Genomic DNA, 24,981 nt, shown 5'->3' with positions numbered 1-24,981 from the left:
CAGACAGTGATCTGTGCCTCTTATGTCTTGGAGCCAGTCCGTGAGGATAGGTACCTTTCGGCTGATCACCTGAGCTAGGCAAGCAAGATTACGTGACCCTTAGGACTTGATCCTGTGTCTCAGATTAGTCGCCTGCCAGGGAAGGGGATGCATGCATCCTCTTCCCTGGAGAATCAGCCCTTGACCTGTGTCGTGGTGGTATAGCTGTTGATCAGGTTGCGGTAATCAGGGATGTGGTTGGCAAACAGTGCCCCCAGCCCGGCAACGTCGTTGCGCCAGTCGCGGTGCAGTTCGCAGGCCACCCCGAACCAGGTCATCAGCTGCGCACCAGCGGCCGACATACGATCCCAGGCGGAATACCGGGTTACCTCGTTAAAGGTGCCAGAGGCGTCAGTGACGACAAAAACTTCGTAGCCCTCTTCAAGCGCCGACAGTGTTGGAAAGGCCACGCAGACTTCGGTGACGATGCCGGCGACGATCAGTTGCTTCTTGCCGGTAGCCTTGACCGCCTTGACGAAATCCTCGTTGTCCCAAGCATTGATCTGGCCGGGCCGGGCGATGTATGGCGCATCCGGGAAGGTCTCTTTCAACTCCGTCATCAACGGACCATTGGGGCCATTCTCGAAGCTGGTGGTCAGAACGGTCGGCAGATTGAAGTACTTGGCCAGATCCGCTAGAGCCAGCACATTGTTGCGAAACTTGTCGGGATCGATATCGCGGACCAGAGAGGACAGGCCGGCCTGGTGATCGACCAGCAGGACAGCAGCGTTGTTCTTGTCCAGTTTGACGTAGGGATTACTCATGGTTTCTCCTTCGGATGGTGGGCGGTGAGGTTCAGTGTCCGATCTGCCCAAAGCGGCCACTGTTGAAATCGTTGATCGCCTGCGCAATTTCTTCCCGAGTGTTCATCACGAAGGGACCGTGGCCGACAATGGGTTCGTTCAAAGGAGCGCCATTGAGCAGCAGCAAGGTGGTGTCTTCCTCGGCATCAAAGACCATCTGGCTGCCGGTGCGCTCCATCACCGCCAGTTCGGCAGTGCGCACCGTGTGTTCCCCACCGATGCGAATAGCACCCCTGAGTACAAATAGCGCGGTGGTATGATTCTCGGGTAGATCGATGGCAACGCGATGGTGGGCGGTCAGGCGCAGATCCCAGACGTTCATGGGGGTGAAGGTGCGCGCCGGGCCTTGCTTACCCTCGTAGTCGCCAGCGATGATACGCACTTTGCCCGAGTTATCCGGCAACGCGACTTCGGGGATCTGGTCGCTTGTGATGCCCTGATAGCCGGGAGCTGCCATCTTGTCGCGGGCAGGCAAGTTGACCCAGAGTTGCACCATCTCGAACGCGCCGCCTTTCGCTGCGAAGTCCGGGCTGTGGTACTCCTCATGGATCAGGCCAGAGGCGGCGGTCATCCACTGCACGTCACCGCGGCCGATGGTGCCACCGCCGCCCGACGAATCATAGTGCGAGACGCCGCCCTCATAGACGATGGTCACAGTCTCAAAACCACGATGAGGATGTTGGCCGACACCGAGCTTGCGCGCGGTTGGTGGAAAATTCGTGGGACCAGCGTAGTCCATCAGCAGGAAGGGGGACATTTCCTCAGCGATGTCGATGTAGGAAAAGATGCTCTTGACCGGGAAACCATCGCCGACCCAGTGGCTGCCGTTGCTGCGCTTGATGAATGCCAGTTGTTTCATGACTGCTCTCCTATGAGTCGATAGCGTCATCATAGAAAGTAGCCGTTTCGCGCACTAGATGCTTAAATGCAAAAAAACTTTCTATTGGATTGGAAAAATGGATTTCAACCAAGTCGCTGCTTTCATCAAGGTAGTACAAGCGGGCAGCTTCAGTGCCGCGGCCCGCCTGCTCGGCTTGCCGACCTCAACGGTCAGCAACCGCGTCGCCATGCTCGAAAAGCGCTTAGGGGTCACGCTCTTGCAGCGGACGACGCGCCGCCTGCACCTGACGGATTCCGGCCAGATCTATTTCGATCACGCGTCAGCCGGGTTACTGCACATACTCGATGCCGAGGCTGCGGTGACCGAGGCTGCCGCAGAGCCTTGCGGTTTGTTGCGAGTCACGGCCCCCGTTGATGTTGGCGACGAGATTCTTTCCTCTATCTTGTGCAAGATGCGTATGCAATGGCCCAAGGTTCAGATCGAACTGATCTTGACGAACCGCTATGCGGATCTCGTAGCCGAAGGGATCGATGTAGCAATTCGCACCGGTCCATTGAAGGATTCGACGCTGGTTGCCAAGAACGTCGGCATTGCGCATTGGGCCGCGTTTGCTAGCCCGGACTATCTTTCCAGCGCGGCCCCTCTCGATTCACCACAGGCGTTGCGGCATCACAGTTGCCTGCAATTCACCCCGCTAGGCAAGGAGAACTGGACGCTCCACGATGCTGCCAGCAGTTTCACCGTACCCATGCTCGGGCAGGTGCTGGCCAACGATATCGGGTTGATTGCCACCATGGCACTGGCGGGCAATGGCTTGGCGCTACTGCCAGTGTATCTCTGCCGACAAGCCTGCGCGGAGGGACGGTTGGTGCGCGTCCTTCCGGAATGGCATGCGAAGGCAGATCCCATTTATATCGTTTATCCGCGGCAACGCTTCATGCCGCCTAGGTTGCGGGCGTTTATCAACATTGCGGTCGAAGATCTACATTCCTGGTTGAAGGGGTAACAATCTCGCATAAGACACTTGTCAGAGAAGTCATTGACGTAACATTTGTCCATAAAGGCGCGAAATGGGCGAAACAGTTCCCTTATCGTGACCTCATCTCATCCGATACATACATCGTATGCAGTCGACTCTTGATATTCTGTGCGCTCGCCTTCTGAAAATGACACAAGGCGTTCGATATGCTGCGCGATGGCGATACGCTTGTCGTCTGGAAACTCGACCGTTTGAGGTGGTCCCCCTGGATTGGACAGCCTGCTGTGGTGATTAAGCTCTGAACCTGTTTCCATGGCAGGTCAGGCCACCAGCCTTTGTAAACCTTCTGCATAGACCACATCGGGTGTTCTGTCTCCCAGAGAGGAGTGCGGTCTTTCGGCATTATACCAGTCGAAGTAGGTCCTGAGGCCAGCTTTCAACTCGGTTCCTGTTTCTGCTGGCCGTAGGTAGACGTGCTCGTATTTGACGGTGCGCCAAAGCCATTCGACAAAGACGTTATCCAGGGCCCGGCCTTTGCCGTCCATACTGATTCGAATGCCGTGCTGGCGGAGTACAGAGAGGAAGGACTCCGCGGTGAACTGAGCACCCTGATCCGTGTTGAAGATCTCGGGGGTGCCATAGCGGCGTATGGCCTCTTTCAGGGCCTCTACGCAGAAACCCGCATCAAGACTGTTGGAAACCCGCCAGGACAACACCTTACGACTGAACCAGTCCACTACGGCTACGAGGTATTGAACCGCCCCGGCATTCGCGGAGGCTGTTGTGTTGAAGTTAAGCGGCAACGGACTTCCGACATGCTGCTCTCCTTGGCTGATCGGTAGCGATACTATAGCGAATCAATATGAACCTTTTGTGACACTGTGGCAGGTCCAGTAAAATTTCCGCCGCAACTGTGATATACTAGAGTCCTAGAGAGTTTCGATTATTGGAACTCCAGATCGACTTGGAGGGATCACCGTGCATACATCCGCAAAACTGGGATTGGCCTCGCTCTTTGCCCTGAGCCTCGGCAGCCTGCCCTTGGTGGCCGACGCCAGTACTACTGCCGCGCCCATGAACGGGCAGGCACAGATGTCGCCAAATGGCGCGCAGAGGGGCGAAGGGAACTGCTCCCGCATGATGGGGGAAGGCAACTGCTCGCGCAGTATGGGAGAGGGAAATTGCTCGCGCAGCATGGGCAAGATGGCGGAATCCCACTGTACCAGCAAAGCCCAGATTCGCGCCCATGACGGTAAGTGCGGCAAAGCACAGATGAAAAAGATGGAATCGGCAAAGTAATAGACCGCTCGACGATGTCCTGGGGGCTCGGACTGCGACGGGAGTTCCTGCCGGAATTCGCCGAGCGTTGCGCGACGCTGCCCGTCGACTTCGTGGAAATTGCGCCGGAAAACTGGCTGGATTTTGGGGGTCCGCCTGCCAAGGATTTGCAGCGGGTACTGGAGCACAAGTCACTTTTTTGCCATGGCCTGTCACTGTCGATCGCCGGCCCCGAGCCTCTCAATCAAGCTTTCCTCCAGCGGCTGCGTGACTTTTTGCGCGGGCATGGTGCGGTCGTCTACAGCGAGCACTTGGCGTATTGTCAGGACGCTCAGGGCTATCTCCACGATCTGCTTCCCATCCCCTTCCACGAGCAGAGCCTGCGCTGGACCGTCGAGCGTATCGGGCGCGTGCAAGATTTTCTCGGACAGCCGCTGGTTCTGGAAAATACCGCTTTCTATGGCTGCTTTCCCGAATCGGACCGCAGTGAGCTCGATTTCCTGCTGGCGGTACTGCAAGAAAGTGGCTGCGAGCTCTTGCTCGATCTCAATAACCTTTTCGTCAACAGCCAAAACCATCACTACTCCGCCGGCGATTTCCTTGCTGCTTTACCGGCAGAACGCATCCGCTATTATCACGTCGCGGGCTTCTATGCCCATCCGAAAGGTTGGTTGATCGACACCCACGACAGCGGCGTAAGCCCCGAAGTCAGTGCTTTGTTGCGAGAAGCATGGCAGCGTTTTGGTCCGCGCCCTACCCTGCTGGAGTGGGATAATGATATTCCCCCTCTGGAAATCCTTCTCGACGAACTGCAGCGCCTACGTCATGAGATCGACGACGCTGCCTAGCTACCCGGAGCGCCTGCGTGACCTATCCAGATGCGTGCGCCAGGCGGATGGACCCGTGCCAGAGGGATGGTCCCCGGAGATTTTTGCACTGTATCGGGAGATGTTTCGCGCGAGTTTTGCGGCGAATCTCCAGGATGCCTTTCCCGAGAGCCAGCGTCATGTCGGAAACGAATGCTGGGAAACACTGCTCAACGATTTTCTTACCCGGTGCGACTGCCCCAGCCCCAGCTTTCATGCCGTACCCAGCGCCTTCTGCCAGTTCGTATTGGAGCATTCGAGCGACTATCCGACACTGCCGGAATTCCTGCCCGCGCTGCTGCACTGGGAATGGCTCACCCTCAATCTTGCCATTGCCGAGAATCCGGCAGAATTAGGCGAAAGCAATCTTGCCGATCGATGGGTCCAACTCGCCCCCAGCGCAAGCCTGCAACACTATCCCTTTGCCGTGCACTGCAGCACCGCCGAATCTCAGCAGCCGGCCAAACGCGACTGCTATCTGCTGATCCATCGGGACGGCCAAGGCCAGGTTTTCAGCCGCGAACTGGAGCTGCAGGAGGCGCGTCTTGCCGCCGCATTGGTCGACGCTCCGCGCGCTCCATCCGAGGCTCATGCCTTGGCCTTCCCCGCGGACGAATGTCCCTTCGACTGGTCGCGAGAACTCCTGGAGGCCTGGGCTGCCGCTGGGATTGTCTGCGTTACGAACCCGAATCCTTCGCTGGCTGGGACTTCGCCATCTCCGCCTTGAGCCGCGCCAAGTCATCATCGACGCCGCTTTGCTCGCGTAGTTGCGCCATCTCTTTATCGGTCTTGCTGCGATGATCGAGGGGATCATCGATGGCGCCCGAGTCCATCAGCGCTTCCATTGCCTCGGCCTTGCTCTGCGATTGCCCCAGGCGATCCTGTACCCGCTGCATCGCTTCGCCGGCATCGTTCATGCCCTTACCCAGTCCCGAGAGCGAATTTTCCGCTTGGATCTCGGCCTGCGAAGCCGCCAACTCGCCTTTCATCACCTCTTTCTGGGTACGAAAGGACTCGATCCTGTCCTGCAGTTTGGTCTCGAATTCCGTCAGTTTGTCGACTTGGGCAGCAATTTTGTCGTGCGCCTCCTGCAGCGACTGCAGCTTGGCCAACGCAGCCTGCTTCTGGGTGAGCTCCGCCTTGGCGAGGTCTTCCCGGTTGGCTTGCAACGCCGTGCGGGCATCGGCATCGGCCTGGTCCGCAGCCTTTTTGGCATCGGCCATCTGATGCTCCAGACTGAGCTTTTCGGTGGCAACGTCGGCCAGATGACGTTTGGTATCCTGCAGATTGCTCATCATCTTTTCGTACGAAAGATCCAAGGTCTCCGACGGATCCTCGGCGTTGTCCAAAAAATGATTGATGCGCGCCTGCACGATTTCCGATGCGTGCTTGAATAATGACATAGTCGCTCTCCTGCAAATTTAATCGTTGACGGGCAATACGAGCTGCGGACGCAGGGCATCCACCCGCGTATCTGCATCCTCCATTGCCTTCACGGCGGTACCTACCGCAAAAAACTCGATGACGTGCGGCTTCCAGTTATGGCTTCCTTCATGCAACTGGACGCCGGTGATGCCATCCGCCTGGGCATCCGCCGCTTCCTGTTGCATGCGCTCCATGGCGAGTTCGCGGGCGTCGTACATGGCTTGAGTAAACTGCTCCAGCTCGGTATTGCGCCCGATATTCCCCATACTCCGCAGCACGCCCTGGTGGGCAACGTGGTACACGCAGGAACCCATCACCATTTCCATCGGTCGATACCCTGCCTCCAGCAACATCCAGAAGTCCTGCCCGGAGAGATCGCTGGTAAACGGTTTGCCGCCCACACCCTTGAACCCGGGGACGCCGGAGCGGTGAGCAATCGCCGTACCGATAGCCATAAATTCCAGAATATCCTGGTCCCATTCCATACGCTTCACTTCCAGGCGCACGCCCACCACGCCGTCGGCCTGCAGGATGATGGCTTCCTGTTCCATACGGCTCATGGCCAGCTCACGGGCCTGATACATCGCCTGCGAAAGTACATCCATCTCCATGTTTTGATTCCAACTGCCGTACTGAATACCCATGTGATAGATGCACGAGCCGACCACCAGACCCAGGGGCTCGAACTCCGCCTTGCGTACCATGACAAATTCGTTCACAGAGAGGTCGGAGGTAAAGATGCCCTCGTGACTCCCTTGGGAGCGGAGGCCCTTCAGACGTTCTACGGCGTGGGGAGCAATCACTTCTTTAGTCATAGGAGATCCTTGCGATGAGGACGGAAAGAACGCAACGGGCCACCCAGGGAAACCGTGGGGAGCAATTCGTGCTGCGGCGCGCGGGAAGGCTCGTAGCTGACGGCGGTGCCAATGGCAATGTGCCGGCAGAGAAAACCCTCCCCTTGTTCGTTATTGACGCGGAACACCTGGGAATACTGGGTATGGGCGAGGACCCCCGCCCCCAGCTTGCGGCCGTCTTCGCGCAGGTTATAGAGCGCGCGGCGGCGGACGTTTTCCTGAAAGCTCGAGAGATCGGGGATCTCCATGTTCCAGTAGCGCGCGGCAAAGGGTGCCGCCTGGTTGGCCTGATCCAGCATCGTCCCACCCCAGGGCTGATACCAGTCATACTCGGCACCAATGGCAATGCCTACCGGCACTACCCCCTCTTCCAGCAGGCGCACGAACTCCAGCGACGACACTGTCGCCACGGCGGGCTCCCAAGCCGGGGGCAGGTCCTGGATACGCACTGCGGTACCCATCAGGGCATAATCCATGTCTTCGCCATCGCCGTGACGCACGCGCATATCGACGTTGAGGACGGCGTTGGCGCCCATCGCCACGGCCTCCAGGCGCAGGCGATCGATGGCCTGGTGCCACCCATCGTAATGTCCCTGGGTCCAGGAAAAACCGAAGTGATACCAACAATTGCCCCCCACCATCCCGAGCGGGTGGATACCGTGACTGCGTTCCATCAGCAGGGCAGCGACCGGCCCGCTCTGGATCCAGGGCCGTTGTCCGGCTGCCGTAGCGCGCAGACGTTCTTGCACAAAACTCGGCAAACGGCGCTGTTGCAGGGCCACCTGCCACTCTGCGGCACGCTGCTGCGCCGCCGCACTGGGAGCCACATTCACTGCACCTACTTGGCTCGCAACATTGGCAACCGTCTTTTCCAGGTCTTCGGTAACTTCGTGTAGTCCTTTCTGAATCTTGTCCCACAGCGACATAGGCACCTCGCTTTACTGCAGCAAAAAATCGTGCAGGGTCTGGCTGGCTGCCTGCATTTCCGTAGAGATCGCTGCCGTGTCCTGCAACAGCGACTTCAGCCAGTCTGCCAAAGGGAGAATCTCGCGTTTCAGCACGACGTTGCGCACCACCCGAGCGCGCAGGGTTTCGACATGGGTGCCGTTGAAATTCAGGTGGTAATCGAACTCGCCGGCATGCACCACCAGGTGCTCGAGATGCTGATGATGGGAGAAGAGCCCATCCTTTTTGCGATCCACCTCGACAAAACCCGGCATACCCTGCTCCAGCCGCTCGGCCAGAGCCTCCAGAAATGCCTTCATATCCGTCTGGGAGCGGCGAATCCAGGCCGCACTGTCATCAAAACTGATATCCACCGCATCTCCTCGCAGAACCGCGTTACCTTTACAGACCACGTGATTAGATTGTAGTTCGCTTTATGGCTGTCCGCGTTCCCGAACTAGATATTTCTACTAGACTGATGGACAGCATGGGAAAACACAGGAGTAGTCAATGCCAGAAAGCAAAGCGAAAGATTCCTTTTTGACCCCCACCTATGGCGCGCGGCGCATGGACGCTCCCATTCCGAAGGAGTACCTGCCGGAAGGGGATCTGGAACCGCAGGTCGCCTACCAGCTCATTCACGACGAGCTGATGATGGACGGTAACGCCCGCCTGAATCTGGCGACCTTCGTCACTACCTGGATGGACCCAGAAGCGCGCACCCTGATGGCGGAAACCTTCGACAAGAACATGATCGACAAGGATGAATATCCGCAGACAGCGGAAATCGAACGCCGCTGCGTGCAGATCATCGCCCATCTCTTTCACGCCAAAGACAAGGAGGAGCCTATTGGCGTTTCGGCCATTGGCTCCAGCGAAGCGGTGATGCTGGCGGGCATGGCAATGAAATGGCGCTGGCGCGAGTGGCGACACAAGCAGGGCAAGGACAGCAGTCGGCCCAACCTGATTTTGGGCAGCAACGTGCAGGTCGTATGGGAAAAATTTTGCCGCTATTGGGATGTAGAGCCGCGCTATATCCCTATCCACGAGGATCGCTATGTCATCAGTGCCGAGGAAGTCACGGCGCGCATGGACGAAAATACCATCGGCGCGGTTGCCATTTTGGGGACCACCTTTACTGGCGAATTTGAGCCGGTGCGCAGTATCCACGATGCCATGGTCAAGGAGAACAAAAAACGTGGACTACAGGTACCTCTACACATTGATGCTGCCAGCGGCGGCTTCGTCGCGCCCTTTTTGCATCCCGATCTGGAGTGGGATTTTCGCCTGCCCAACGTGGTTTCCATCAATGTCTCTGGACACAAATACGGGCTGGTATATCCGGGTATCGGCTGGGCGATCTGGCGGGGCAAGGTCTACCTGCCCGAAGATCTGATTTTTCATGTCAATTATCTGGGCGGCGACATGCCCACCTTCACCCTGAATTTTTCCCGGCCTGGCAACCAGGTGGTGGGTCAATATTATAATTTTTTGCGGCTGGGACGCGCCGGGTACACTCGGGTCATGAAAAACCTGCAGGACATTGCGCTATGGCTCAGTGGCGAAATCGCCAAAATCGGCCCATTTGCTCTATTGAGCACGGGCGAAAGTATCCCGGTTTTTGCCTTTCGCTTACGCGATAGCCAACGCTATTCTGTGTACGACGTTTCCGATCGATTGAAGATGCAGGGCTGGCAAGTACCTGCCTATACCCTGCCCAAGGACGCCGAACAGCTCGCGGTGTTGCGCATCGTTTTACGCGAGGGTTTCTCTCGTGACATGGGCGAAATCCTCTTGCGCGATCTGCGCGCTGCTGTCGACGATCTGGAAAAGGATCCCCCCAGTCACCCCAAAGAGCCGGGAAAAGAGTCCTTTCATCACTGACCGTTATCGGGGCAGAGGCTCGCCTTTCGCCAGCGGGTGGCGACCAATGCCCAGCCATAGCCAGGCGCCGGGTAAGCTGGTCAGCAATACCGTCGTCCCTGCCAGCAGGGACAGGGCGAGGGCTTGATCGTGGCCCATCTGCAGGGACCCCATGTAGAGCACCAAGAGCCCCTCCCGCAGGCCCCATCCGGCGAGGGATATGGGTAACGCCAAAAATAGGCTGACCACCGGCCAGACGACCCAGAATGCTACGGCGTCGGGATGCTCTCCCAAGGAATGTGCCAAGGCCCAGAACATGAAAATGGAGCAAAGTTGCACAAAAATCGACAGCAACAAGGTGGATAATAAAGCGCTGGGATTACGCAAGAGCATTCCCATTCCTGCGCGAATATCGTGCAGTTTGTGCCCCAATTTGCCGATACGATGTTCGAGAAAGCCGAGCCCCGGACTGAGAATCAAGGTAATGATTACGGCATAGCCGGCACTCAGGATCGCGACAGTCTCACCCATGCCGGGCAATAGATGTAATGCGTGCCCAGCGAACAAGTACCCCAGCAGTGCAATGCCGACCAAGGCCCCCATACCAATGAAACGATCGGCAAATACCGCGGCGAGAGCCAGAGTCGTGGAACCCGTTTGTGGTCGGGTATACCAGGCCCGTAGCACATCTCCGGATACCGAACCGGGCAACACCTGATTGAAATACGCACCTACCCAGTTCAGGCGCAGCAGCCAGGCTGCCGGGGCGTGCTTTTTGGCCGCGCGCAGGATGACCCCCCAACGCAGGGAAGACGCCGAAAGATTTACCGCATAGGCAAACATGGCCAGCAAAAACCAGGGAATACGAATCTGCAGAAAGCGTTGCGTGAGGGCAGTCCAATCGGTCTTGTGAAAGAGCCAGACAAAGATTGAAATGGTGACAACGATCTGCAGCAGCAGGCTCCAGGGAATCTTGCGATGTTTTTCTGCCTTCATCGGACGAGATTGTGGTTCAACAGGCATTGGCTAAGGGCTCCAAATCAGCGCGCCACTGTAGCGCAGGTCGCGTCCTGCGGCAAAAACGCCTCCAGCGTCTCACGAATCATCGCCACCTTGTCGAGGCTTTCGGCATATTCCGCCGCACAGTCGGAGTCGGCGACAATGGCACCACCGCCGAAAAAGCGTAATCCCCCCTTGCTATCCAGTTCCAGACTGCGAATGAGAATATTCCAGTCCATCTCCCCGCCCGCTGTGACATAGCCAAAACTTCCACAATAGATGCCGCGCGCTCCAGCCTCCAGCTCGGCAATAATTTCCATCGCCCGCCGTTTTGGCGCGCCGGTGATCGAGCCCCCGGGAAAAGCCGCCGCCAACGCATCCCAGGCATCGAAGCCAGGGGCCAAATCCGCCTCGATACTGCTGACCAAGTGATGTACCTGATCATAAGACTCCAACGAGAATAGTTCTGGTACCTGCACCGAGCCCAGTGCCGCCACCTTGCCAAGATCATTACGCAACAGATCGACAATCATCAGATTTTCTGCGCGATCTTTGTGGCTGAGCAGCAGCTCCTCGGCACGTTCTCGGTCACGGCGCGGGTCCGGGTGGCGCGGGCGCGTACCCTTGATAGGTCGCGCCTGCAAGCGCCCGCCCCCAAGACGCAGCAGGCGCTCGGGCGAAACGCTGAGCAGCGTGCCCCAGGGATGGCGAAAAAATGCAGAAAAAGGTGCCCGGCTTACGCTGCGCAAGCGCTGGTACAGAATCCAGGGGTCGCCTTCCCAGCTGGCGGAAAAGCCCTGCGCCAGATTGATCTGGTAACAGTCACCGGCCAGGATATATTCCTGCGCGCGCGCATAGGCAGCGGCATACTCTGCATAGCTCCAGTGTGGACGAATACCAGCGGGAGACAGCTGAAATGGCAGAGATTCAGGAAGCGGACGCGCCAATACAGCGGTCCAGGCATCCTCGGCGCCTGGGCTAGAAATGATCCATGCGCGTCGTTGCTGATGATCCTGCAGCAAGGCTTGATCATAGAGCGCGAATACCGCGACGGGCTGATCGTCTTCATTTTTATCCCGACTTCTGTTCCCGCCGACCGCCCAGTCGTATGCCAAAAGTCCGCATACCAAAGGCACAGTCACCCCGTTCCCTAGCTCTGGGCCACCCGCTTGCTTTTCCACCAGCCGGCGAAGAACGGAGAAAAGAGTACCCGTCTGACGCTGCGTTTTGCCGCCTCGGTCTTGCCGCCAGACGCCACCGGCATCTTCCCAGATCCAGGTCAGCGGCTGCCGTAGCAAGAGATCCTGTCGCCGATGGGGTCCAGAAGCGGTACCACTGTCCAGGAAAACTGCGCCAATTTCCATTGCGCAGCGGGCAAAAAGCTCTCCGCTATCCTCTCGATACTCGATTTCACAAAGTCGCATTCCAACCCCAGTAGCGCATGTACCCTAGCGAAAGTCTCCCTGTGTCACGCTTTGCTGTCCACTAGCCCGATGGCGGCGCAGGTCGGCGGCCCTGATCTCTCTGCAGAGATGTCACCGAGATCTCACCGCAGGTCGGATCTGGCAGAAAACCACCGTAGGGGCGTAGCGAGATCCGCAAAGGCACGGGACCTGTGACGCCCGTCAAGTGGATCATGATCTGCTCTGCCCACGGACACTCGGCATTCCCATAGCCAGTCTGGGTAGCGTAATGAATGCGAAAACTGGCGGACCGTCCCGGATGCAGGAAAATTTCTTCGTGTTTGACCGGCGCTGCCCCCGGAACCGAATATTTCTGCTGATGAGTCGCGATCGGTTCCCTGCCATCGCCGAGCAATTGTATTTCCGGCACTTCCGTCGCCAGCAGACAGATACGTTGGGATATATTTTTGATGTATATGCGACGGCTGCTATGCCCCATGCCCGCACTCGCCATACCGGACTCGGCCCGTAGTTGTTTTGCTTGGCAACGTGCAGGTGGCCCATCCTGCAGAGAGGAGAGCGCACATGCCCCAAGAAGGATCATTAAAGGCAGGGTTAATAGCCGACGCCAGGAATAGAACCTGTCTGCATCGGTCATGCCTTTCGCCAACAAGACGGAACGTAAATATGCTTTCGCGATCTTACATATCCCAGCGCTTGCCGCCGATTCTTTTGAGATGAACATTGTGCGCCAAACGAATCGTTGGGCGAATCAATAGCTGGGCGCTACCGATCACAAAAAGCCAAACACCCGCGTTTTCCGTCGATGCATAAAAGAAAAAAACGCTTCCCACAAGAAACAATACACCGATCAGGAAATCATTGACGATACTCAGAGTTTCGTAGCGTTGATTGATGACCAGCTCATCATTTTTTCCTAAATGCAGATCCAATTCGTTCTCTTCCGACTTACCACTTGCAGTCATTTATCTGAGCCTCCAGGAAAAGGGGAGATAATATCAGAATCTTCATTCACGGCGCAGCGTCTGATAGTTGCGCCGACAAGGTACTACATCCCAACGAAATTTGTCAAAATGATACCATGATTTCTTTTCGCCAAAGTCTGCGATTCGCAAATACAAGCGGAGCAATTACTAACGCCATCAGCAAGGCGCAGGATGAAATTGAGACATAGCGTAGGCAAACCACCCAGCGTTATGAGCGCCTTGATTTTGCATCTGGGCGCACATACATTACCTTCTGCAATTGAGAGGTGAAATCTGATGCAGATTCGCGGCGCACAGAAACAGGATCTATCCAGCATACTGCAACTTTACGCGCAACCAGGAATGGATAATGGCGTTTTCCTTGATATAGCGACTGCGGAGGCAATTTTTGCGCGGATGGCGCACTACCCCAGCTATCGTCTGTTTGTGGTAGAGACCGAAGATGCAATCGTCGGCAGCTATGCCCTTTTGATCATGGACAACTTGGCCCATCTCGGTACTCCTTCTGCCATCGTCGAAGATGTCGTGGTTCATCCCCAGTGGCAGGGACAAGGGATTGGTAAGCACATGATGGCCCACGCCATGGATCTGGCGAGAAAGGCGCGTTGCTACAAGCTGATGTTATCTTCCAATGCCAAGCGCGAGGCTGCCCATGCGTTTTACGAATCCCTCGGCTTTGCGCGTCACGGCTACAGCTTTCGTATGGACCTGTCAAGGCACATTAGAAATGTCCGGTGTTGGGCAAGATAGAGATGTCCGGTTTCCTGGGTGTTGGTTTCTTTCAAGGACAATCTGAGGTGGGGTAACGACGCCAAGGGTGGTCGGCAGCAGGTCGGGATTTTTCGGACCAGCGGCGGGACGCCAGGATCGTGTCGACACGTGCGTTGAGGCCTTTGTCATCGACAGGACGAGGGATTTCCTGGGCGGGATCGAAGACCTTGTAGGGCAAGACTGCCTGGGCGGCTACTAGTTCTACTTGCCCGTTGGCATGGACCACGACATCGACTTTCCGTCCGCGCAGTGCATAACGTGGGGCACCACCGGTCTGGATGATGTAGCGTTGTCTCTGGAAAGACAGCACCAAGTCTTTGGATAGGGTACGGCGGTGGTGGATGGCGCAGATCCGGGCGAGAGTTTCTGGACTTCCATCATAGGGTTGGTGGGCGTCCTCGTCGTCGCATGCCGCCACGGCAAAGCGCGCATTGTGTTGCTGCAGGTACTGGGGGAGCCAAGCGTTGGCGGTATCCTGATCGCTGATACCCTTCAGGCGCAAGGCCTTGACCAGGCGATCCTGAAGCGTTTGGAACAGGCGTTCTACCCGACCTTTGGCCTGTGGGCTCAAGGCCTGGATGGTGGCAATTCCCAAGGCTTCGGTGGCACGCTGAAACTGCGTGGGTTCGTTGTCTTCTGGGTTGTGTTTGGTGAAGATGCTGTGCCGATCGCTGTAGAGCGCCACGGGGCAGCCATGAGTCGTGACGTAGGTCTGTAGGGCGGACAGGTAGGCCTGACTGCTTTCTACCGGCGCAAAACGGGCATACAAGACCCGACTGGTGGCATCGTCAATGAAGGCGATCAGGGTGCAGCGCGGCCCACGGCCTTCGAACCAATCGTGGGGACTGCCATCGATCTGGATCAATTCCCCCAGTCGCGCTCGGCGCGGCCTGGGTGGGTGCAGGCGCGTGCGCCGCTTGCGCTGGGCTTGCCACAGGCCCGCAGTGATCATCCAGCGACGCAGCGTCTCCTTGGATACGGTATAGCCATCTGCGCGCAGATATTCCGCTGCCAGGGTGGGACCAAAGTCCGCATAGCGTGCCCGCAGCCGCGCCAGGATGGCCTCCCGGGTCGTCGTCTCCGTGCTTCGGTTGGAGGGTCTGCCGCGGCGTCGGCTGATCAATGCCGGTGCCCCCTCCCGCTCCATTCCGCGCTGCAAGCGTCGAATCTGCCGCTGCGACAAACCCAATACCTGCGCCGCCTGCCTCTGGCTTCGGCTCCCATCGATCACCTGCTGCAGCACCGCAAACCGCTTGAGTTCCCGCTCGCTCATCTCTATCCGCTCCTGCATCACTCGTCCTTGCCTCTCTTCTCTTCCAGGCGGACATTTGTAACGTGCCGAAAGCGGACATTACTAATTTGCTGCTACACAGCTTTCGTATGGACCTTGTAAACTGACCGGACGGTCAGTACACTTGCAGCAGACTTCGACGGAGCTACTTGCCCATGTCCGCTTTGCGTCGTGCCATCATCACTGGCTTTGCCTTGTTTCTCACCAGCCCCGCGATCTTTGCGGAGGACCTGCTCAGCGTCTATCAGCAGGCGATACAGACCGACCCGCAGTTGGCAGAGGCCCGCGCGAACCTGCAAGCCGCTGAGCAGGATAAACCCCTTGCACGCTCGGCCTATCTGCCGCACCTGGGCTTAGGTGCCAGCGTCGGTTTCAACACTGGCCACTTCTCCGGCTTCGCTGGCCTCGATATCAGCAAGGCCTATCTCTCTAATAGTTACAGCGTCAGCCTGACCCAGGCGGTGTTCAATGGCCCGGCCCTTTCCGCAATAAAGCAGGCGGGTAGTCAAATCCAGGCAGCCGCAATGGGTCTTGCCTACACCGAGCAGGATCTGGCATTGCGGGTCGCCAAGGCCTACTTCGCGGTGCTCGAGGCAGAGGCGCAGGAAGCCATCGCGAAAAAGCAAACTAACCTGCTGGACAGCATCTACAAGCAGACGGAAGCGCAGCTGCAGATTGGCACTGGTGACATCATCTCGGTGCGCGAAGCCCGGGCACGACTGGACTCCGCCAAGGCCGACCAGATTCAGGCGGAAAACGCCACGCAGGTCGCCCTTCGGCAATTGCAGCGACTCACCCATGCGCCGGTCGGTCAACTGGCACCGCTCCACCAATTCCAGGCCCTTGGACCACAACCCGACAACATGCAGGACTGGGTGGCAACTGCCATGAAATCCTCGCCGCAGATCCTGCAGGCCGAGGCACAGACACAGAGCGCCCAGGATGCCGTTGAGGTACAACGCCGCGCGCGCTGGCCGAAGCTGGATTTGCAGGGGATTGCGCAGCACGTGCATGGCAATCCCTTCCCCGGCTTTACCGAGAATCAGGCGGGAGTGAGCTTGAACCTGTCCATGCCCATCTTCGAGGGTGGCCAGATCTCCAGTCAGGTGCAGAAGGCGCAGGCGCAGAGCATGGCGTCGAGCGATCATCTAGGGAGCGTACGTGATGCCGTCAAACTCAATGTTGAGAGCTCCTTTCTCGATCTTCAGAACAGCGTCGCGCAGCTGCAGGCAGCGAAAGAGTCGGCTCAGTCGGCCAAGGTATCCCTGGCAGGCACCCGCAAAGGCTACGAGGTCGGCACCCGCTCCATCATCGATCTGCTACAAACCGCTACCGACTATATTCGCGCGGAACAACACTATAATGTCGCTCTCTACCGTCAGGTCACCGCCCGCGTCGCCCTCAAGGCCGCCGCTGGACAGTTGAACATCGGCGATCTCACCTCGATCAACGCCCTCCTGCAACCGTAATGACGGCTGCGCGAGCCGATCGTTCGGCGTATAGTGTCTGCTTGCAGTGCAGATGACAAACGAGGAGATGACGATGGCGGAACTGAGCAACCTGGCCCTGGATCTGCGCGGGCTTCCCGATGCCAAGGCCGGTCCTTTGCTTTTCAGCGCGGCTCAGCGCCTGGGACTGGGACAGAAAATATCGGTGCAGATCGATCGCGATCCCCATGCCCTGCTACGCGCCACGGCCTTCCAGTTACGTGATGCGATTTCCTGGACGGTTACGGGTGCGGAGCACGACTGGCAAGCCGAAGTGCGGCCGCGCAAGGAAGCCGAGGCAAAGGATGTTGTCGACCTCCTCACCTGGGATCATTATCGCCTTGATCGTCAATTTGCCGACGTCCTCGCCGCTGCCAATGCGAACAGGGTAGAAGAGGCAGAGACTATTTTCCAGGACTACTGGATTGGTCTGCGCCGTCATGTGCACATGGAAAACTATATCCTTGGGCCCGTGCTGGGCGGTGGCGAGAAGAAAGGGCCACTGGCGGACATGCTCTTTGAGCACGACAGCATCATTCAGCAGTCGCGGATTGTGGACGAAACCTTCCAGGAAAAGGACTACGGCATGCTGCCGGCCATCTGCGCCGTTCTTTCGGGGTCGCTGGCCAAGCACGAGAACCGCGAGGAGAACACGCTGTTCCCAATCTGGCAGGCAGCCAACAATCAGGACAAGCTGCGGGCGGAGGAATTTCTCGTGCAGACTAGGGCGCTCTTGGCCGGCGCCGACGACGCGGTCGTCAAGGAACGTTTCCCCGACTAAAATTCAGTGCAGCGATTTGCCCGGCGCAAAGAGCGCTGCGACGTCCGTAGAATCGAGCAGGTAGACTTTTTGGCAATACTCGCAAGTCACCTGCACCTTACCCTCGGCTGCCAAGGTCTCTTCTACCTCTTTCTCCCCCAAGGCAACGAGCATGCGCTCGACCCGTTCCTGCGAGCAGCTGCACTGAAAGTGTAGCCCTTGGGCATCGCGCAGGCGCACGCCGACACTGGGAAAGATTTCCGGCAGAAACTGCTCCGGTCGTGCCTGCAACAGGGATTGATCCGAACCCACGGCAAAGAAGCCCGTAGCGATTTCCCATTCCTCGGCGGTGAGCACCCCGGGCAGGCGTTGTAGAAAATAGCCACCAGCGATCCCGCTGGTAGCGTCCACTAGCAGACGAAAATAGGCCGGAGCCTGCACCGACTCGGTAAAATATGCCTGTAGAGACTCCGTCAGAGTGTTGCGCAGCTGGATCAGCCCCTGATAGCGGTCGCGGTCCATACCCATATCCACGGTCAGGGCGAGCAAGGCCTCAGGCAGTGCCGCAAGGTCTAGATTTTCCTCTGCCCCACGCCAACGGGCATAGGCGCGCATGCCACCACCAGCCATCATCTCGGCGACCAGGAGTTGCAGACTGCCCTGACTCTGGGCCTGGAGAATCAGTCGTTCGAAGTGCTTCTGGGTGCTGGAGATCAGGGCCAGGCCAACGAGAATTTCGCCGATGAGCTGGCGCAGCTCCGCTGGCCCCTCGAGACCCTGGATTACCCGCGCAAAGATGCCGTCGACCCGGCAACGGGCACCCCGTAACGGTAGGCTCTCCCAATAAAAGCTCTGCAGAAAATCCGCCGAATCGCTACTCATGCAGGCACCTCCCGCGCCATCAAAGGTTCCATTGCCCGCAATAACTGCTTGAAAAGCCGCGGATCCCGTTCCTCTTGCGCGGCGAGCAGCTCCTTCATGCGCTGGCGTTCGGTGGGATGGCGAAAGCAGGCGGGACAATTCTCGACGATGATCGGTAGGCCTTTATCCTCGGCATAGGCGCGAGTCTGCCGTTCGCGACAGTAGACCAGGGGACGGATGACGCGCAGGTCGCCTTCGCGTACGGCGTAATGGGCCTTCATGGTGCGCAGTTCGCCATTGTAAAACATCGACATGAAAAAACTTTCCGCGAAGTCGTCGAGATGCTGGCCGAGGGCGATGACGTTGTAGCCCTCACGGCGCGCGCAGGCATACAGTACACCCCGCCGCATTCGCGCACAAAAGCTGCAATAGGATGGGCGCCCTAGGTGTTTCTGGGCACGACCAAAGATATCCTGCCGCTCCCAGAACCACGGCAGCCCGAGTGCATGAACATGGAGTCCAAGCGGCTCGGGATCAAAATCCGAGCTCTGCGGGTCGACGGTTGCCACCCCCAGTTCGAAGGAGAGAGGGCTGTGCCGTTGCATTTCTGCGAGCAAGGCCAGCATGCTGAGGGAATCCTTGCCACCCGAAAGTGCCAGCAGCACCCGGTCTCCTGGGCGAATCATGCGGAAATCATGGATGGCCTTGCCCATGCGTCGCGCCAGGAGGCGAGGCACAGGCAATCGATGCCCCTCCCGCGCCTCTGCGTCTGGCAACGTGGCCAGTTCAGCCATGAACCGCCTCGAAACTGGCGGCGAGCTCTAGCGGGGATACGGTCGCCGCCCCGAGCTTGCCAACCACGATACCCGCAGCACGATTACCCAACTCCACTGCCCGATCCAGAGGCCAGCCGGCCGCCACCGCCGTGGCAATGGTGGCAATCACGGTATCTCCAGCACCGGTCACATCGAATACCTCGCGCGCCTGGGCCGGATGATGATGCATCCCATCGGCAAGAAAGAGGGTCATGCCCTCCTCTCCCCGGGTCACCAATAAACCCTCCAGCTGCCACGCCGCGCGCCAGTGCCGCGCCAGCGCGTGAAACTCCTCTTCCGTTTTCCAGCCACCCGCAACCGCCTGGAATTCGCTCTTGTTGGGCGTCAAGAGGGTCGCCCCGGCATAGCGGGCAAAATCGCGCCCCTTAGGATCGACGAGAACGGGTATCTGGCGTTCGCGCGCCAAGCGAATCCACGCCTGCGGATCGTGTACCGCGCCTTTGCCATAATCCGATAGCAACAAGGCGGCCATGCCGACAAAAAAATCTTCATCGTCGAGCAACAGGCCGTGCAAATGCTCCTCATCGGGACGTTCCTCAAAATCGAGGCGAAGCAACTGCTGCTGCTGTCCAATTACCCGCAACTTGACGGTGGTAGGAAGCCCCTCGAGCGCCACGAGGTGGGTCTCCACGCCCGCCCTGCGGAGCAAGGAGTCGAGACTGTCTGCTGCGGCATCCCTGCCCACCGGCGCCCGCAAACGACAGCTCGCACCCAGGGCAGCGATATTGAGGGCGACATTGGCAGCGCCACCGGGCCGCTCTTCTTCGCGCCCAACCTGCACCACTGGCACTGGTGCCTCGGGCGAGATGCGCTCGACTCTGCCGAACCAGTAGCGGTCGAGCATCACGTCGCCGAGCACGGCAACGTGGGCCCGGCGTAATTGGTTCAGGGAATCAGGGGCGGCCGATGGCACGGTATTGCAGTCCTGCAGCTTTAAGTAAACGGGGATCGTAGAGGTTACGACCGTCAATGATCAAGGGATGCCGCAGGCGGCGCTTCAAATCGGCAAAATCCGGGCTGCGAAAGATCTGCCATTCGGTACAGATCATGAGGGCATCGGCGCCGTCGCAGGCTGCATAAGGATCCTCGCAAAAAGAGATCTCCGGCATCTTGGCGTAGATCCGCTTTGCTTCTGTCATGGAAACGGGATCGTAGGCGCGGATGGTGGCACCACGCCGCCGTAATCCATCGATCAGGGTGCGACTGGGGGCCTCGCGCATGTCGTCGGTATTGGGCTTGAAGGCCAGTCCCCACACGGCGATCTCTTTGCCCTGCAGATCCGCGCCCAGTTCTTCCACCAGCTTGCGCTCCAGCACCTGCTTTTGCGCATTGTTGACGCTTTCCACCGCACGGATCAGGGGGGCATCATAGCCAAGCTCCCTCGCCGTGTGCTCCAAAGCGCGCACATCCTTGGGAAAACAGGAACCACCATAACCACAACCGGGGTAGATGAAGTCAAAGCCGATGCGGGGATCTGAGCCGATTCCGATGCGCACATGCTCGATGTCTGCGCCCAGACGCTCGGCCAGACCGGCCAGCTCGTTCATGAAGGAGATCTTGGTCGCCAAGAGGACGTTGGCGGCATACTTCGTAAGCTCCGCCGAGGGAATGTCCATGACCAAAACCCGGTCGTGATTGCGGTTGAAGGGCGCGTACAGGTCCCGCATGCGCTGCGCCACGGCTTCCTCGTCGGTACCGACGATGATCCGGTCCGGCTTCATGAAGTCGCCGACCGCTGCCCCCTCCTTCAGAAACTCTGGATTGGAAACCACGGAAAAGGCGATTTTCGCGCCGCGGGCATCCAGCTCTGCCTGGATTGTGGCACGCACCTTTTCTGCCGTCCCCACCGGGACGGTGGACTTATTGATGACGATGCGCGGCTGGTCGAGATGTTTCCCGATGTCGGAAGCCACCTGCAATACATAGCGCAAATCCGCCGAGCCATCCTCCTCTGGCGGGGTACCAACGGCGATGAAGAGAAATTCACCATGGGCCACGCCCTCGGCAATGTCGGTGCTGAAGTGCAGACGCCCGCCGTCGATGCCACTGCGCACGATCTCCGGCAGATCCGGCTCATGGATGGGGATTTCGCCAGCCCGCAGACGCGCCACCTTTTCGGCATCGATATCGATGCAGAGCACCTGATTTCCCACCTGCGCCAGGCAGGCGCCAGTGACCAGCCCTACATAGCCCGTACCCACTACTGTTATCCGCATACTTCCGTCCCCATCACTTCCGGCGCCAGCTCTTCGATCACTACCGTGGCCATGGCGTATCGATGTTCATCCGTCAGACTCAACCACAGGCGCGGCTGGCGCGCACAATGCAGAAGTTGCCTTTGCGCGGCACCGCGCAGAGAAAGCGTTGGACGTCCAAGAGGATCATGACGAACCTGGATATCCTCCAGACAGATACCATTGCGAAATCCGGTACCCAGAGCCTTGACCGTGGCTTCCTTGGCGGCAAAGCGGCGCGCCAAAAAGGCGGCAATCCCCTGCCCCGCTGGCAGCTCAGCGTATTCCTGTTCGCCAAGAACACGAGACAAAAGGCGATCGCCCCAACGATCAAGCAAGGATGCCATGCGCTCGACCGAAACCAGGTCCGTACCCAACCCAACGATCACCGACGCGCCTGCCGCATCAGCCGTTTCATCTCCCGGACGGCATGGTCCAGACCATGAAAGATGGCATGCGCAACGATGGCATGCCCGATGTTCAACTCTGCAATTTCCGGGATGGCGGCGATCGCTTCCACATTGCTGTAATCGAGGCCATGGCCGGCATTGACCTGCAGGCCCAGGCTGCTCGCCAGCCGTGCAGCGCTGCGTAGTGACTCCAGCTCCCGGCTGGCTTCGACGCGGTTGCGCGCATTGGCATAGCTGCCGGTGTGCAGTTCGATGACCGGCGCACCCGTAGCCGCTGCGGCCTCAATCTGTCGCGGATCGGGGTCGATGAACAGCGAGACCCGCACCTCCGCCGCTGCCAGACGCTCGCAGGCCCCTTGTACCCGCGCCTGCTGTCCGGCAACATCCAAGCCCCCCTCGGTGGTCAGCTCGGCGCGCCGCTCGGGCACCAGGCAGCAGTCGCTCGGACGCAGACGCTCGGCTATCGCCAGGACCTCTTCAGTAACCGCCATTTCCAGATTCAGACGGGTCCGCAAGGTTTGCTGCAGGAGTTCGACGTCGCGTTCCTGGATGTGACGACGATCTTCCCGCAAATGTGCGGTAATGGCATCGGCGCCGGCGCGTTCCGCAACAAAGGCCGCCTCCAGAGGATCCGGGTAGCGGGTTCCCCGCGCCTGGCGCAGCGTCGCGACATGATCGATATTCACACCTAGAGCTATCATCTGCTTTCTACGCCTCCACTGCGCCTGCGCCGCAAGTATGCCGCAAGTAGGCGCCGACTCTCCAGTGTTCGCCCACCAAGAAGCTGGTCGAGTTCCATGGCCAAATAAGCGCGCAATTCGCCCCACACGCTCCGCTCCGGCGGCAACTGCAGGTCCCCCGCCAGCCAGGTCAACGCCGCCCGGGAAACGGGCTGCGCCAGGGCCGGGGCATGCCGGGAACAGAACAACCCCTCTCCAGGGCGGGCGTAGGCGCTGTCCTCCAAAAGGGCGCCGCATTGCGCGCAACGGGCAACATCTGCAGCCCAGCCAAGGGTTTCGAGCAGACGCCGCTCAAAACGTCGCAGCAACCAAAAATCCTCAGGCCTGGAGGCGAGCGCTTCCAAGATCTGGGAATATTCGACAAATAGTTCGTCCTGCGGATCCGCTCGCCCGGTCAGACGCAAGAGAAGCTCGTTGAGGTAGAACAGCAGCAACGCCGGCACCGGCTGTTGCACGAGCCGGCTCGGAAGCTCTTCGGCACCCTGCAGGGCTGGAAGATCGCCGCGACCGGCCCAGCGCACCCAATAGGGACGCCCGGCTTCCAGGCGACCCCGTCGCCGCTTGCCCCGCGCCAGGATCCCCAGACGCCCGTGGTGTTCCGTAAACAGTTCGAGTATCAGACTGCCATCGCCAAACGGGTGAGAATGCAGTACCCAGGCCCGCTCTCCCTGGTTACGCTCCATATCCCATTTCGCGCAGAATACCCGGCTGCCGGTCCCAGTCTTCGCGTTCCTTCACCCACAGCCCCAGCCGCACCCGCGCACCGGTCTGCTGTTGGATACTTTCCCGTGCCCGCGTGCCAATGTGCTTGAGGCGCTGTCCTTTTTCTCCCAGCAGAATTGCCTTTTGCCCCGGACGCCGACAGTAGATGGTTGCCTCGATTTCATGTCTGCCTTCCGGACTGATCGTGTATTTTTCGATGGCGACCGCGGTCTCATACGGGAGTTCGGCACTGAGCTGGCGAAAGATCTGCTCGCGCACAGCTTCCGCCGCCAGAAAACGCATCTGCCGATCCGTCACCTCATCTTCGTCATATTGTGCTGGCCCCTCCGGTAGAAGAGGAAGAATGACTCCTGCCAAACGCTCGACGTCATCCGGCCGCCGCGCACTCATCGGCAGGATCTGTGCAAAGCGCGCATGCCCGCTGAGTTCGTGTAGATACGGCAGCAGACGCTCTTTCTGCGGCACGCGATCGACCTTGTTGGCGACCAAAATCAGGGGTAGATCCCGTTGCTGCAGCCAGCGCAGGGCCTCAGCATCGCCCGCCGTCCACAGCGGCGCCTCGACCACCAGAACGCCCAGGTTTGCGGCATCCAGGGCCGAACGCGTGGCACGCAGGATATGCCGATTGAGACTGCGGTATCCTTGATGCACACCAGGCGTATCGAGGAACAGAATCTGCCCGTTGGGGCGGGTGTAGATACCGAGAATCTGATCGCGGGTGGTCTGCGGACGCGGGGCGGTGATGCTGATTTTCTGGCCGATCAGGTGATTGAGCAGGGTGGATTTGCCAACATTCGGCCGGCCGATCAACGCTACGCTACCACAGCGATGCGCTACGGGGGGGCTCTCAGACGGCATGACGTTGCTCATGCAGCCGGCCCTGCAGCTGTTCCAGCATCAGTTGTGCCGCCTGCTGTTCGGCCTTGCGCCGACTGCTGTCCTCGGCTTCCGTGGGCGGCATCCCTGCGACAGTACAGCGGGCCACGAAACGACGCTCATGCGCCTGCCCTTTTTCTTCCACCAGTTCATAGAAGGGCAACGCCCGCCCCTTGCCCTGCAAGAACTCCTGCAATCGGGTCTTGGGATCACGCAGTTCCTCCGCACCCAAGGTATCGGTAATCAGGGGCACGATGACGTGATCGACGATGGCTTCCGCGGCGCCAAAACCGCCATCCAGATAGGCAGCACCAATGATAGCCTCCACCGCGTCGGCACGAATGGAGGCGCGACGCGCACCACCACTACGCATTTCTCCTGCCCCGAGAATCAGGGCATCAGCAACACTGATGGTTTCCGCTACCTGTGCCAGGGTTTCCTCCCGCACCAAACGTGCCCGCATGCGCGAGAGATCTCCCTCACTCACCTTGGCAAAACGCTTGTAGAGTCGCGCCGCAACGATAAAATTCAGCGCCGCATCGCCCAAAAACTCCAGGCGCTCATTGTGAATGGCCGCGGCACTGCGATGCGTCAGCGCCTGACGCAATAGAGCGAGGTTCTGGAAGCGATAGGCAATACGGTCTTGCAGTCGATCTAGCGTATTCATGTGCCAAGTATACCTGCAGCTTC

29 protein-coding genes are annotated in these 24,981 nt (G+C 58.8%); 8 read left to right on the top strand and 21 right to left on the bottom strand.

Annotated elements, in window-relative coordinates; all coding sequences use genetic code 11:
- Positions 1–173: 173 nt before the first annotated feature.
- Both ycaC and ACQAYK_RS06020 read right to left on the bottom strand, forming a co-directional pair.
- Positions 174–803 (bottom strand): isochorismate family cysteine hydrolase YcaC, encoded by a 630-nt coding sequence (gene ycaC, locus ACQAYK_RS06025; protein WP_215871254.1) that lies wholly within the window; start codon positions 801–803, stop codon positions 174–176.
- 31 nt (positions 804–834) lie between these two features.
- Entirely contained in the window at positions 835–1,701 is an 867-nt protein-coding gene (locus ACQAYK_RS06020; protein WP_215885786.1) for a pirin family protein, read from the bottom strand.
- A gap of 97 nt (positions 1,702–1,798) precedes the next feature.
- Here ACQAYK_RS06020 and ACQAYK_RS06015 point away from each other — a divergent pair, with 97 nt between their 5' ends.
- Complete coding sequence (locus ACQAYK_RS06015) at positions 1,799–2,689, top strand: LysR family transcriptional regulator (RefSeq protein WP_215871222.1); 891 nt, start codon at positions 1,799–1,801, stop codon at positions 2,687–2,689.
- 293 nt (positions 2,690–2,982) lie between these two features.
- On the opposite strand, the gene ACQAYK_RS06010 is transcribed toward ACQAYK_RS06015, so the two are convergent.
- Positions 2,983–3,498: a transposase gene (locus ACQAYK_RS06010; protein ID WP_483168024.1), complete on the bottom strand. Its 516-nt coding sequence runs from the start codon at positions 3,496–3,498 to the stop codon at positions 2,983–2,985.
- Positions 3,499–3,640: 142 nt separating this feature from the next.
- On the opposite strand from ACQAYK_RS06010, the gene ACQAYK_RS06005 reads away from it, so the two are divergent.
- From ACQAYK_RS06005 to ACQAYK_RS05995, 3 genes are read left to right on the top strand one after another with little or no spacing between them, the layout of a single operon-like run.
- On the top strand, positions 3,641–3,961 hold the full coding sequence (locus ACQAYK_RS06005; RefSeq protein WP_215871435.1) for a hypothetical protein: 321 nt from the start codon (positions 3,641–3,643) through the stop codon (positions 3,959–3,961).
- Between the two features lie 14 nt (positions 3,962–3,975).
- Positions 3,976–4,788 (top strand): MbnB/TglH/ChrH family RiPP precursor modification enzyme, encoded by an 813-nt coding sequence (locus ACQAYK_RS06000; RefSeq protein ID WP_215871436.1) that lies wholly within the window; start codon positions 3,976–3,978, stop codon positions 4,786–4,788.
- Positions 4,766–5,533: an HvfC/BufC family peptide modification chaperone gene (locus ACQAYK_RS05995; protein ID WP_483168017.1), complete on the top strand. Its 768-nt coding sequence runs from the start codon at positions 4,766–4,768 to the stop codon at positions 5,531–5,533. The genes ACQAYK_RS06000 and ACQAYK_RS05995 overlap by 23 nt, the downstream gene beginning before the upstream one ends.
- Here the strand turns inward: ACQAYK_RS05995 and ACQAYK_RS05990 are convergent.
- From ACQAYK_RS05990 to ACQAYK_RS05975, 4 genes are read right to left on the bottom strand one after another with little or no spacing between them, the layout of a single operon-like run.
- Entirely contained in the window at positions 5,484–6,209 is a 726-nt protein-coding gene (locus ACQAYK_RS05990) for a PspA/IM30 family protein (RefSeq protein ID WP_215871438.1), read from the bottom strand. The genes ACQAYK_RS05995 and ACQAYK_RS05990 overlap by 50 nt on opposite strands.
- An 18-nt stretch (positions 6,210–6,227) precedes the next feature.
- Positions 6,228–7,046, bottom strand: coding sequence for a heavy metal-binding domain-containing protein (locus tag ACQAYK_RS05985; protein ID WP_215871439.1), 819 nt, complete (start codon positions 7,044–7,046; stop codon positions 6,228–6,230).
- Positions 7,043–8,011 carry a heavy metal-binding domain-containing protein gene (locus ACQAYK_RS05980; RefSeq protein ID WP_215871440.1) on the bottom strand — a complete coding sequence of 323 codons (969 nt, stop codon included), beginning with the start codon at positions 8,009–8,011 and terminating at the stop codon, positions 7,043–7,045. The genes ACQAYK_RS05985 and ACQAYK_RS05980 overlap by 4 nt, the downstream gene beginning before the upstream one ends.
- A gap of 12 nt (positions 8,012–8,023) precedes the next feature.
- The gene (locus tag ACQAYK_RS05975; RefSeq protein ID WP_215871441.1) at positions 8,024–8,404 is read right to left on the bottom strand and encodes a hypothetical protein; all 381 of its coding nucleotides are present in this window, start codon (positions 8,402–8,404) and stop codon (positions 8,024–8,026) included.
- A 136-nt stretch (positions 8,405–8,540) separates the two neighbouring features.
- Here ACQAYK_RS05975 and gad point away from each other — a divergent pair, with 136 nt between their 5' ends.
- Positions 8,541–9,914 (top strand): glutamate decarboxylase, encoded by a 1,374-nt coding sequence (gene gad / locus ACQAYK_RS05970; protein ID WP_215871442.1) that lies wholly within the window; start codon positions 8,541–8,543, stop codon positions 9,912–9,914.
- 3 nt (positions 9,915–9,917) lie between these two features.
- Here gad and ACQAYK_RS05965 read toward each other — a convergent pair whose 3' ends face one another.
- From ACQAYK_RS05965 to ACQAYK_RS05950, 4 genes are all read right to left on the bottom strand, one after another.
- Positions 9,918–10,916 (bottom strand): lysylphosphatidylglycerol synthase transmembrane domain-containing protein, encoded by a 999-nt coding sequence (locus ACQAYK_RS05965; RefSeq protein WP_226827156.1) that lies wholly within the window; start codon positions 10,914–10,916, stop codon positions 9,918–9,920.
- A gap of 17 nt (positions 10,917–10,933) precedes the next feature.
- Positions 10,934–12,316: an aminodeoxychorismate synthase component I gene (gene pabB / locus ACQAYK_RS05960; protein WP_215871443.1), complete on the bottom strand. Its 1,383-nt coding sequence runs from the start codon at positions 12,314–12,316 to the stop codon at positions 10,934–10,936.
- Positions 12,317–12,377: 61 nt separating this feature from the next.
- Positions 12,378–12,953, bottom strand: a complete 576-nt coding sequence (locus ACQAYK_RS05955) for a DUF4232 domain-containing protein (RefSeq protein ID WP_215871444.1) — start codon at positions 12,951–12,953, stop codon at positions 12,378–12,380.
- A gap of 43 nt (positions 12,954–12,996) precedes the next feature.
- On the bottom strand, positions 12,997–13,281 hold the full coding sequence (locus tag ACQAYK_RS05950; protein ID WP_215871445.1) for a YrhK family protein: 285 nt from the start codon (positions 13,279–13,281) through the stop codon (positions 12,997–12,999).
- A 297-nt stretch (positions 13,282–13,578) separates the two neighbouring features.
- On the opposite strand from ACQAYK_RS05950, the gene ACQAYK_RS05945 reads away from it, so the two are divergent.
- Positions 13,579–14,052: a GNAT family N-acetyltransferase gene (locus ACQAYK_RS05945; protein ID WP_483168016.1), complete on the top strand. Its 474-nt coding sequence runs from the start codon at positions 13,579–13,581 to the stop codon at positions 14,050–14,052.
- A gap of 31 nt (positions 14,053–14,083) precedes the next feature.
- Here the strand turns inward: ACQAYK_RS05945 and ACQAYK_RS05940 are convergent, their stop codons facing one another.
- Complete coding sequence (locus tag ACQAYK_RS05940) at positions 14,084–15,346, bottom strand: ISNCY family transposase (protein WP_483168015.1); 1,263 nt, start codon at positions 15,344–15,346, stop codon at positions 14,084–14,086.
- 173 nt (positions 15,347–15,519) lie between these two features.
- Between ACQAYK_RS05940 and ACQAYK_RS05935 the strand changes: the two genes are divergently transcribed.
- Together ACQAYK_RS05935 and ACQAYK_RS05930 are read left to right on the top strand one after the other, a co-directional pair.
- A complete protein-coding gene (locus ACQAYK_RS05935; protein WP_215871447.1) occupies positions 15,520–16,833 on the top strand; it encodes a TolC family outer membrane protein in 1,314 nt (437 codons plus the stop codon).
- A 73-nt stretch (positions 16,834–16,906) separates the two neighbouring features.
- The gene (locus ACQAYK_RS05930; RefSeq protein ID WP_226827153.1) at positions 16,907–17,632 is read left to right on the top strand and encodes a DUF2249 domain-containing protein; all 726 of its coding nucleotides are present in this window, start codon (positions 16,907–16,909) and stop codon (positions 17,630–17,632) included.
- 3 nt (positions 17,633–17,635) lie between these two features.
- On the opposite strand, the gene hslO is transcribed toward ACQAYK_RS05930, so the two are convergent.
- From hslO to rnc, 9 genes are read right to left on the bottom strand one after another with little or no spacing between them, the layout of a single operon-like run.
- A complete protein-coding gene (hslO, locus tag ACQAYK_RS05925; RefSeq protein ID WP_215871449.1) occupies positions 17,636–18,493 on the bottom strand; it encodes an Hsp33 family molecular chaperone HslO in 858 nt (285 codons plus the stop codon).
- Positions 18,490–19,266 carry a tRNA 2-thiocytidine biosynthesis TtcA family protein gene (locus ACQAYK_RS05920; RefSeq protein ID WP_215871450.1) on the bottom strand — a complete coding sequence of 259 codons (777 nt, stop codon included), beginning with the start codon at positions 19,264–19,266 and terminating at the stop codon, positions 18,490–18,492. The genes hslO and ACQAYK_RS05920 overlap by 4 nt, the downstream gene beginning before the upstream one ends.
- On the bottom strand, positions 19,259–20,221 hold the full coding sequence (rfaE1, locus tag ACQAYK_RS05915; RefSeq protein WP_255790254.1) for a D-glycero-beta-D-manno-heptose-7-phosphate kinase: 963 nt from the start codon (positions 20,219–20,221) through the stop codon (positions 19,259–19,261). The genes ACQAYK_RS05920 and rfaE1 overlap by 8 nt, the downstream gene beginning before the upstream one ends.
- Positions 20,202–21,524 carry a UDP-glucose dehydrogenase family protein gene (locus ACQAYK_RS05910; RefSeq protein ID WP_215871451.1) on the bottom strand — a complete coding sequence of 441 codons (1,323 nt, stop codon included), beginning with the start codon at positions 21,522–21,524 and terminating at the stop codon, positions 20,202–20,204. The genes rfaE1 and ACQAYK_RS05910 overlap by 20 nt, the downstream gene beginning before the upstream one ends.
- Complete coding sequence (gene acpS, locus ACQAYK_RS05905) at positions 21,515–21,931, bottom strand: holo-ACP synthase (RefSeq protein WP_215871452.1); 417 nt, start codon at positions 21,929–21,931, stop codon at positions 21,515–21,517. Before acpS ends, ACQAYK_RS05910 begins: the two co-directional genes overlap by 10 nt.
- Positions 21,928–22,653, bottom strand: a complete 726-nt coding sequence (gene pdxJ, locus ACQAYK_RS05900; RefSeq protein WP_215871453.1) for a pyridoxine 5'-phosphate synthase — start codon at positions 22,651–22,653, stop codon at positions 21,928–21,930. The genes acpS and pdxJ overlap by 4 nt, the downstream gene beginning before the upstream one ends.
- Positions 22,650–23,375, bottom strand: a complete 726-nt coding sequence (recO, locus tag ACQAYK_RS05895; RefSeq protein WP_215871454.1) for a DNA repair protein RecO — start codon at positions 23,373–23,375, stop codon at positions 22,650–22,652. The genes pdxJ and recO overlap by 4 nt, the downstream gene beginning before the upstream one ends.
- Positions 23,365–24,273 (bottom strand): GTPase Era, encoded by a 909-nt coding sequence (gene era, locus ACQAYK_RS05890; protein ID WP_215871455.1) that lies wholly within the window; start codon positions 24,271–24,273, stop codon positions 23,365–23,367. The genes recO and era overlap by 11 nt, the downstream gene beginning before the upstream one ends.
- Positions 24,263–24,958 (bottom strand): ribonuclease III, encoded by a 696-nt coding sequence (rnc, locus tag ACQAYK_RS05885; protein WP_215871456.1) that lies wholly within the window; start codon positions 24,956–24,958, stop codon positions 24,263–24,265. The genes era and rnc overlap by 11 nt, the downstream gene beginning before the upstream one ends.
- Positions 24,959–24,981: the final 23 nt, after the last annotated feature.

Source organism: Acidithiobacillus sp. AC3 (assembly GCF_050261095.1).
Classification (GTDB): domain Bacteria; phylum Pseudomonadota; class Gammaproteobacteria; order Acidithiobacillales; family Acidithiobacillaceae; genus Igneacidithiobacillus; species Igneacidithiobacillus copahuensis.
This window is presented reverse-complemented; position numbering and strand designations above follow the sequence as displayed.

Coding starts and splice junctions, on each gene's coding strand:
- gad (WP_215871442.1), top strand. CDS start 8,541: ATGCCAGAAAGCAAAGCGAAAGATTCCTTTTTGACCCCCACCTATGGC.
- ACQAYK_RS05965 (WP_226827156.1), bottom strand. CDS start 10,916: ATGCCTGTTGAACCACAATCTCGTCCGATGAAGGCAGAAAAACATCGC.
- ACQAYK_RS06015 (WP_215871222.1), top strand. CDS start 1,799: ATGGATTTCAACCAAGTCGCTGCTTTCATCAAGGTAGTACAAGCGGGC.
- ACQAYK_RS05955 (WP_215871444.1), bottom strand. CDS start 12,953: ATGACCGATGCAGACAGGTTCTATTCCTGGCGTCGGCTATTAACCCTG.
- ACQAYK_RS05985 (WP_215871439.1), bottom strand. CDS start 7,046: ATGACTAAAGAAGTGATTGCTCCCCACGCCGTAGAACGTCTGAAGGGC.
- ACQAYK_RS05950 (WP_215871445.1), bottom strand. CDS start 13,281: ATGACTGCAAGTGGTAAGTCGGAAGAGAACGAATTGGATCTGCATTTA.
- ACQAYK_RS05930 (WP_226827153.1), top strand. CDS start 16,907: ATGGCGGAACTGAGCAACCTGGCCCTGGATCTGCGCGGGCTTCCCGAT.
- ACQAYK_RS06000 (WP_215871436.1), top strand. CDS start 3,976: ATGTCCTGGGGGCTCGGACTGCGACGGGAGTTCCTGCCGGAATTCGCC.
- era (WP_215871455.1), bottom strand. CDS start 24,273: ATGCCGTCTGAGAGCCCCCCCGTAGCGCATCGCTGTGGTAGCGTAGCG.
- ACQAYK_RS05935 (WP_215871447.1), top strand. CDS start 15,520: ATGTCCGCTTTGCGTCGTGCCATCATCACTGGCTTTGCCTTGTTTCTC.
- ACQAYK_RS05980 (WP_215871440.1), bottom strand. CDS start 8,011: ATGTCGCTGTGGGACAAGATTCAGAAAGGACTACACGAAGTTACCGAA.
- ycaC (WP_215871254.1), bottom strand. CDS start 803: ATGAGTAATCCCTACGTCAAACTGGACAAGAACAACGCTGCTGTCCTG.
- ACQAYK_RS05920 (WP_215871450.1), bottom strand. CDS start 19,266: ATGGCTGAACTGGCCACGTTGCCAGACGCAGAGGCGCGGGAGGGGCAT.
- ACQAYK_RS05910 (WP_215871451.1), bottom strand. CDS start 21,524: ATGCGGATAACAGTAGTGGGTACGGGCTATGTAGGGCTGGTCACTGGC.
- pabB (WP_215871443.1), bottom strand. CDS start 12,316: ATGCGACTTTGTGAAATCGAGTATCGAGAGGATAGCGGAGAGCTTTTT.
- ACQAYK_RS05995 (WP_483168017.1), top strand. CDS start 4,766: ATGAGATCGACGACGCTGCCTAGCTACCCGGAGCGCCTGCGTGACCTA.
- ACQAYK_RS05940 (WP_483168015.1), bottom strand. CDS start 15,346: ATGAGCGAGCGGGAACTCAAGCGGTTTGCGGTGCTGCAGCAGGTGATC.
- ACQAYK_RS06020 (WP_215885786.1), bottom strand. CDS start 1,701: ATGAAACAACTGGCATTCATCAAGCGCAGCAACGGCAGCCACTGGGTC.
- rnc (WP_215871456.1), bottom strand. CDS start 24,958: ATGAATACGCTAGATCGACTGCAAGACCGTATTGCCTATCGCTTCCAG.
- recO (WP_215871454.1), bottom strand. CDS start 23,375: ATGGAGCGTAACCAGGGAGAGCGGGCCTGGGTACTGCATTCTCACCCG.
- hslO (WP_215871449.1), bottom strand. CDS start 18,493: ATGAGTAGCGATTCGGCGGATTTTCTGCAGAGCTTTTATTGGGAGAGC.
- pdxJ (WP_215871453.1), bottom strand. CDS start 22,653: ATGATAGCTCTAGGTGTGAATATCGATCATGTCGCGACGCTGCGCCAG.
- ACQAYK_RS05945 (WP_483168016.1), top strand. CDS start 13,579: ATGCAGATTCGCGGCGCACAGAAACAGGATCTATCCAGCATACTGCAA.
- ACQAYK_RS05990 (WP_215871438.1), bottom strand. CDS start 6,209: ATGTCATTATTCAAGCACGCATCGGAAATCGTGCAGGCGCGCATCAAT.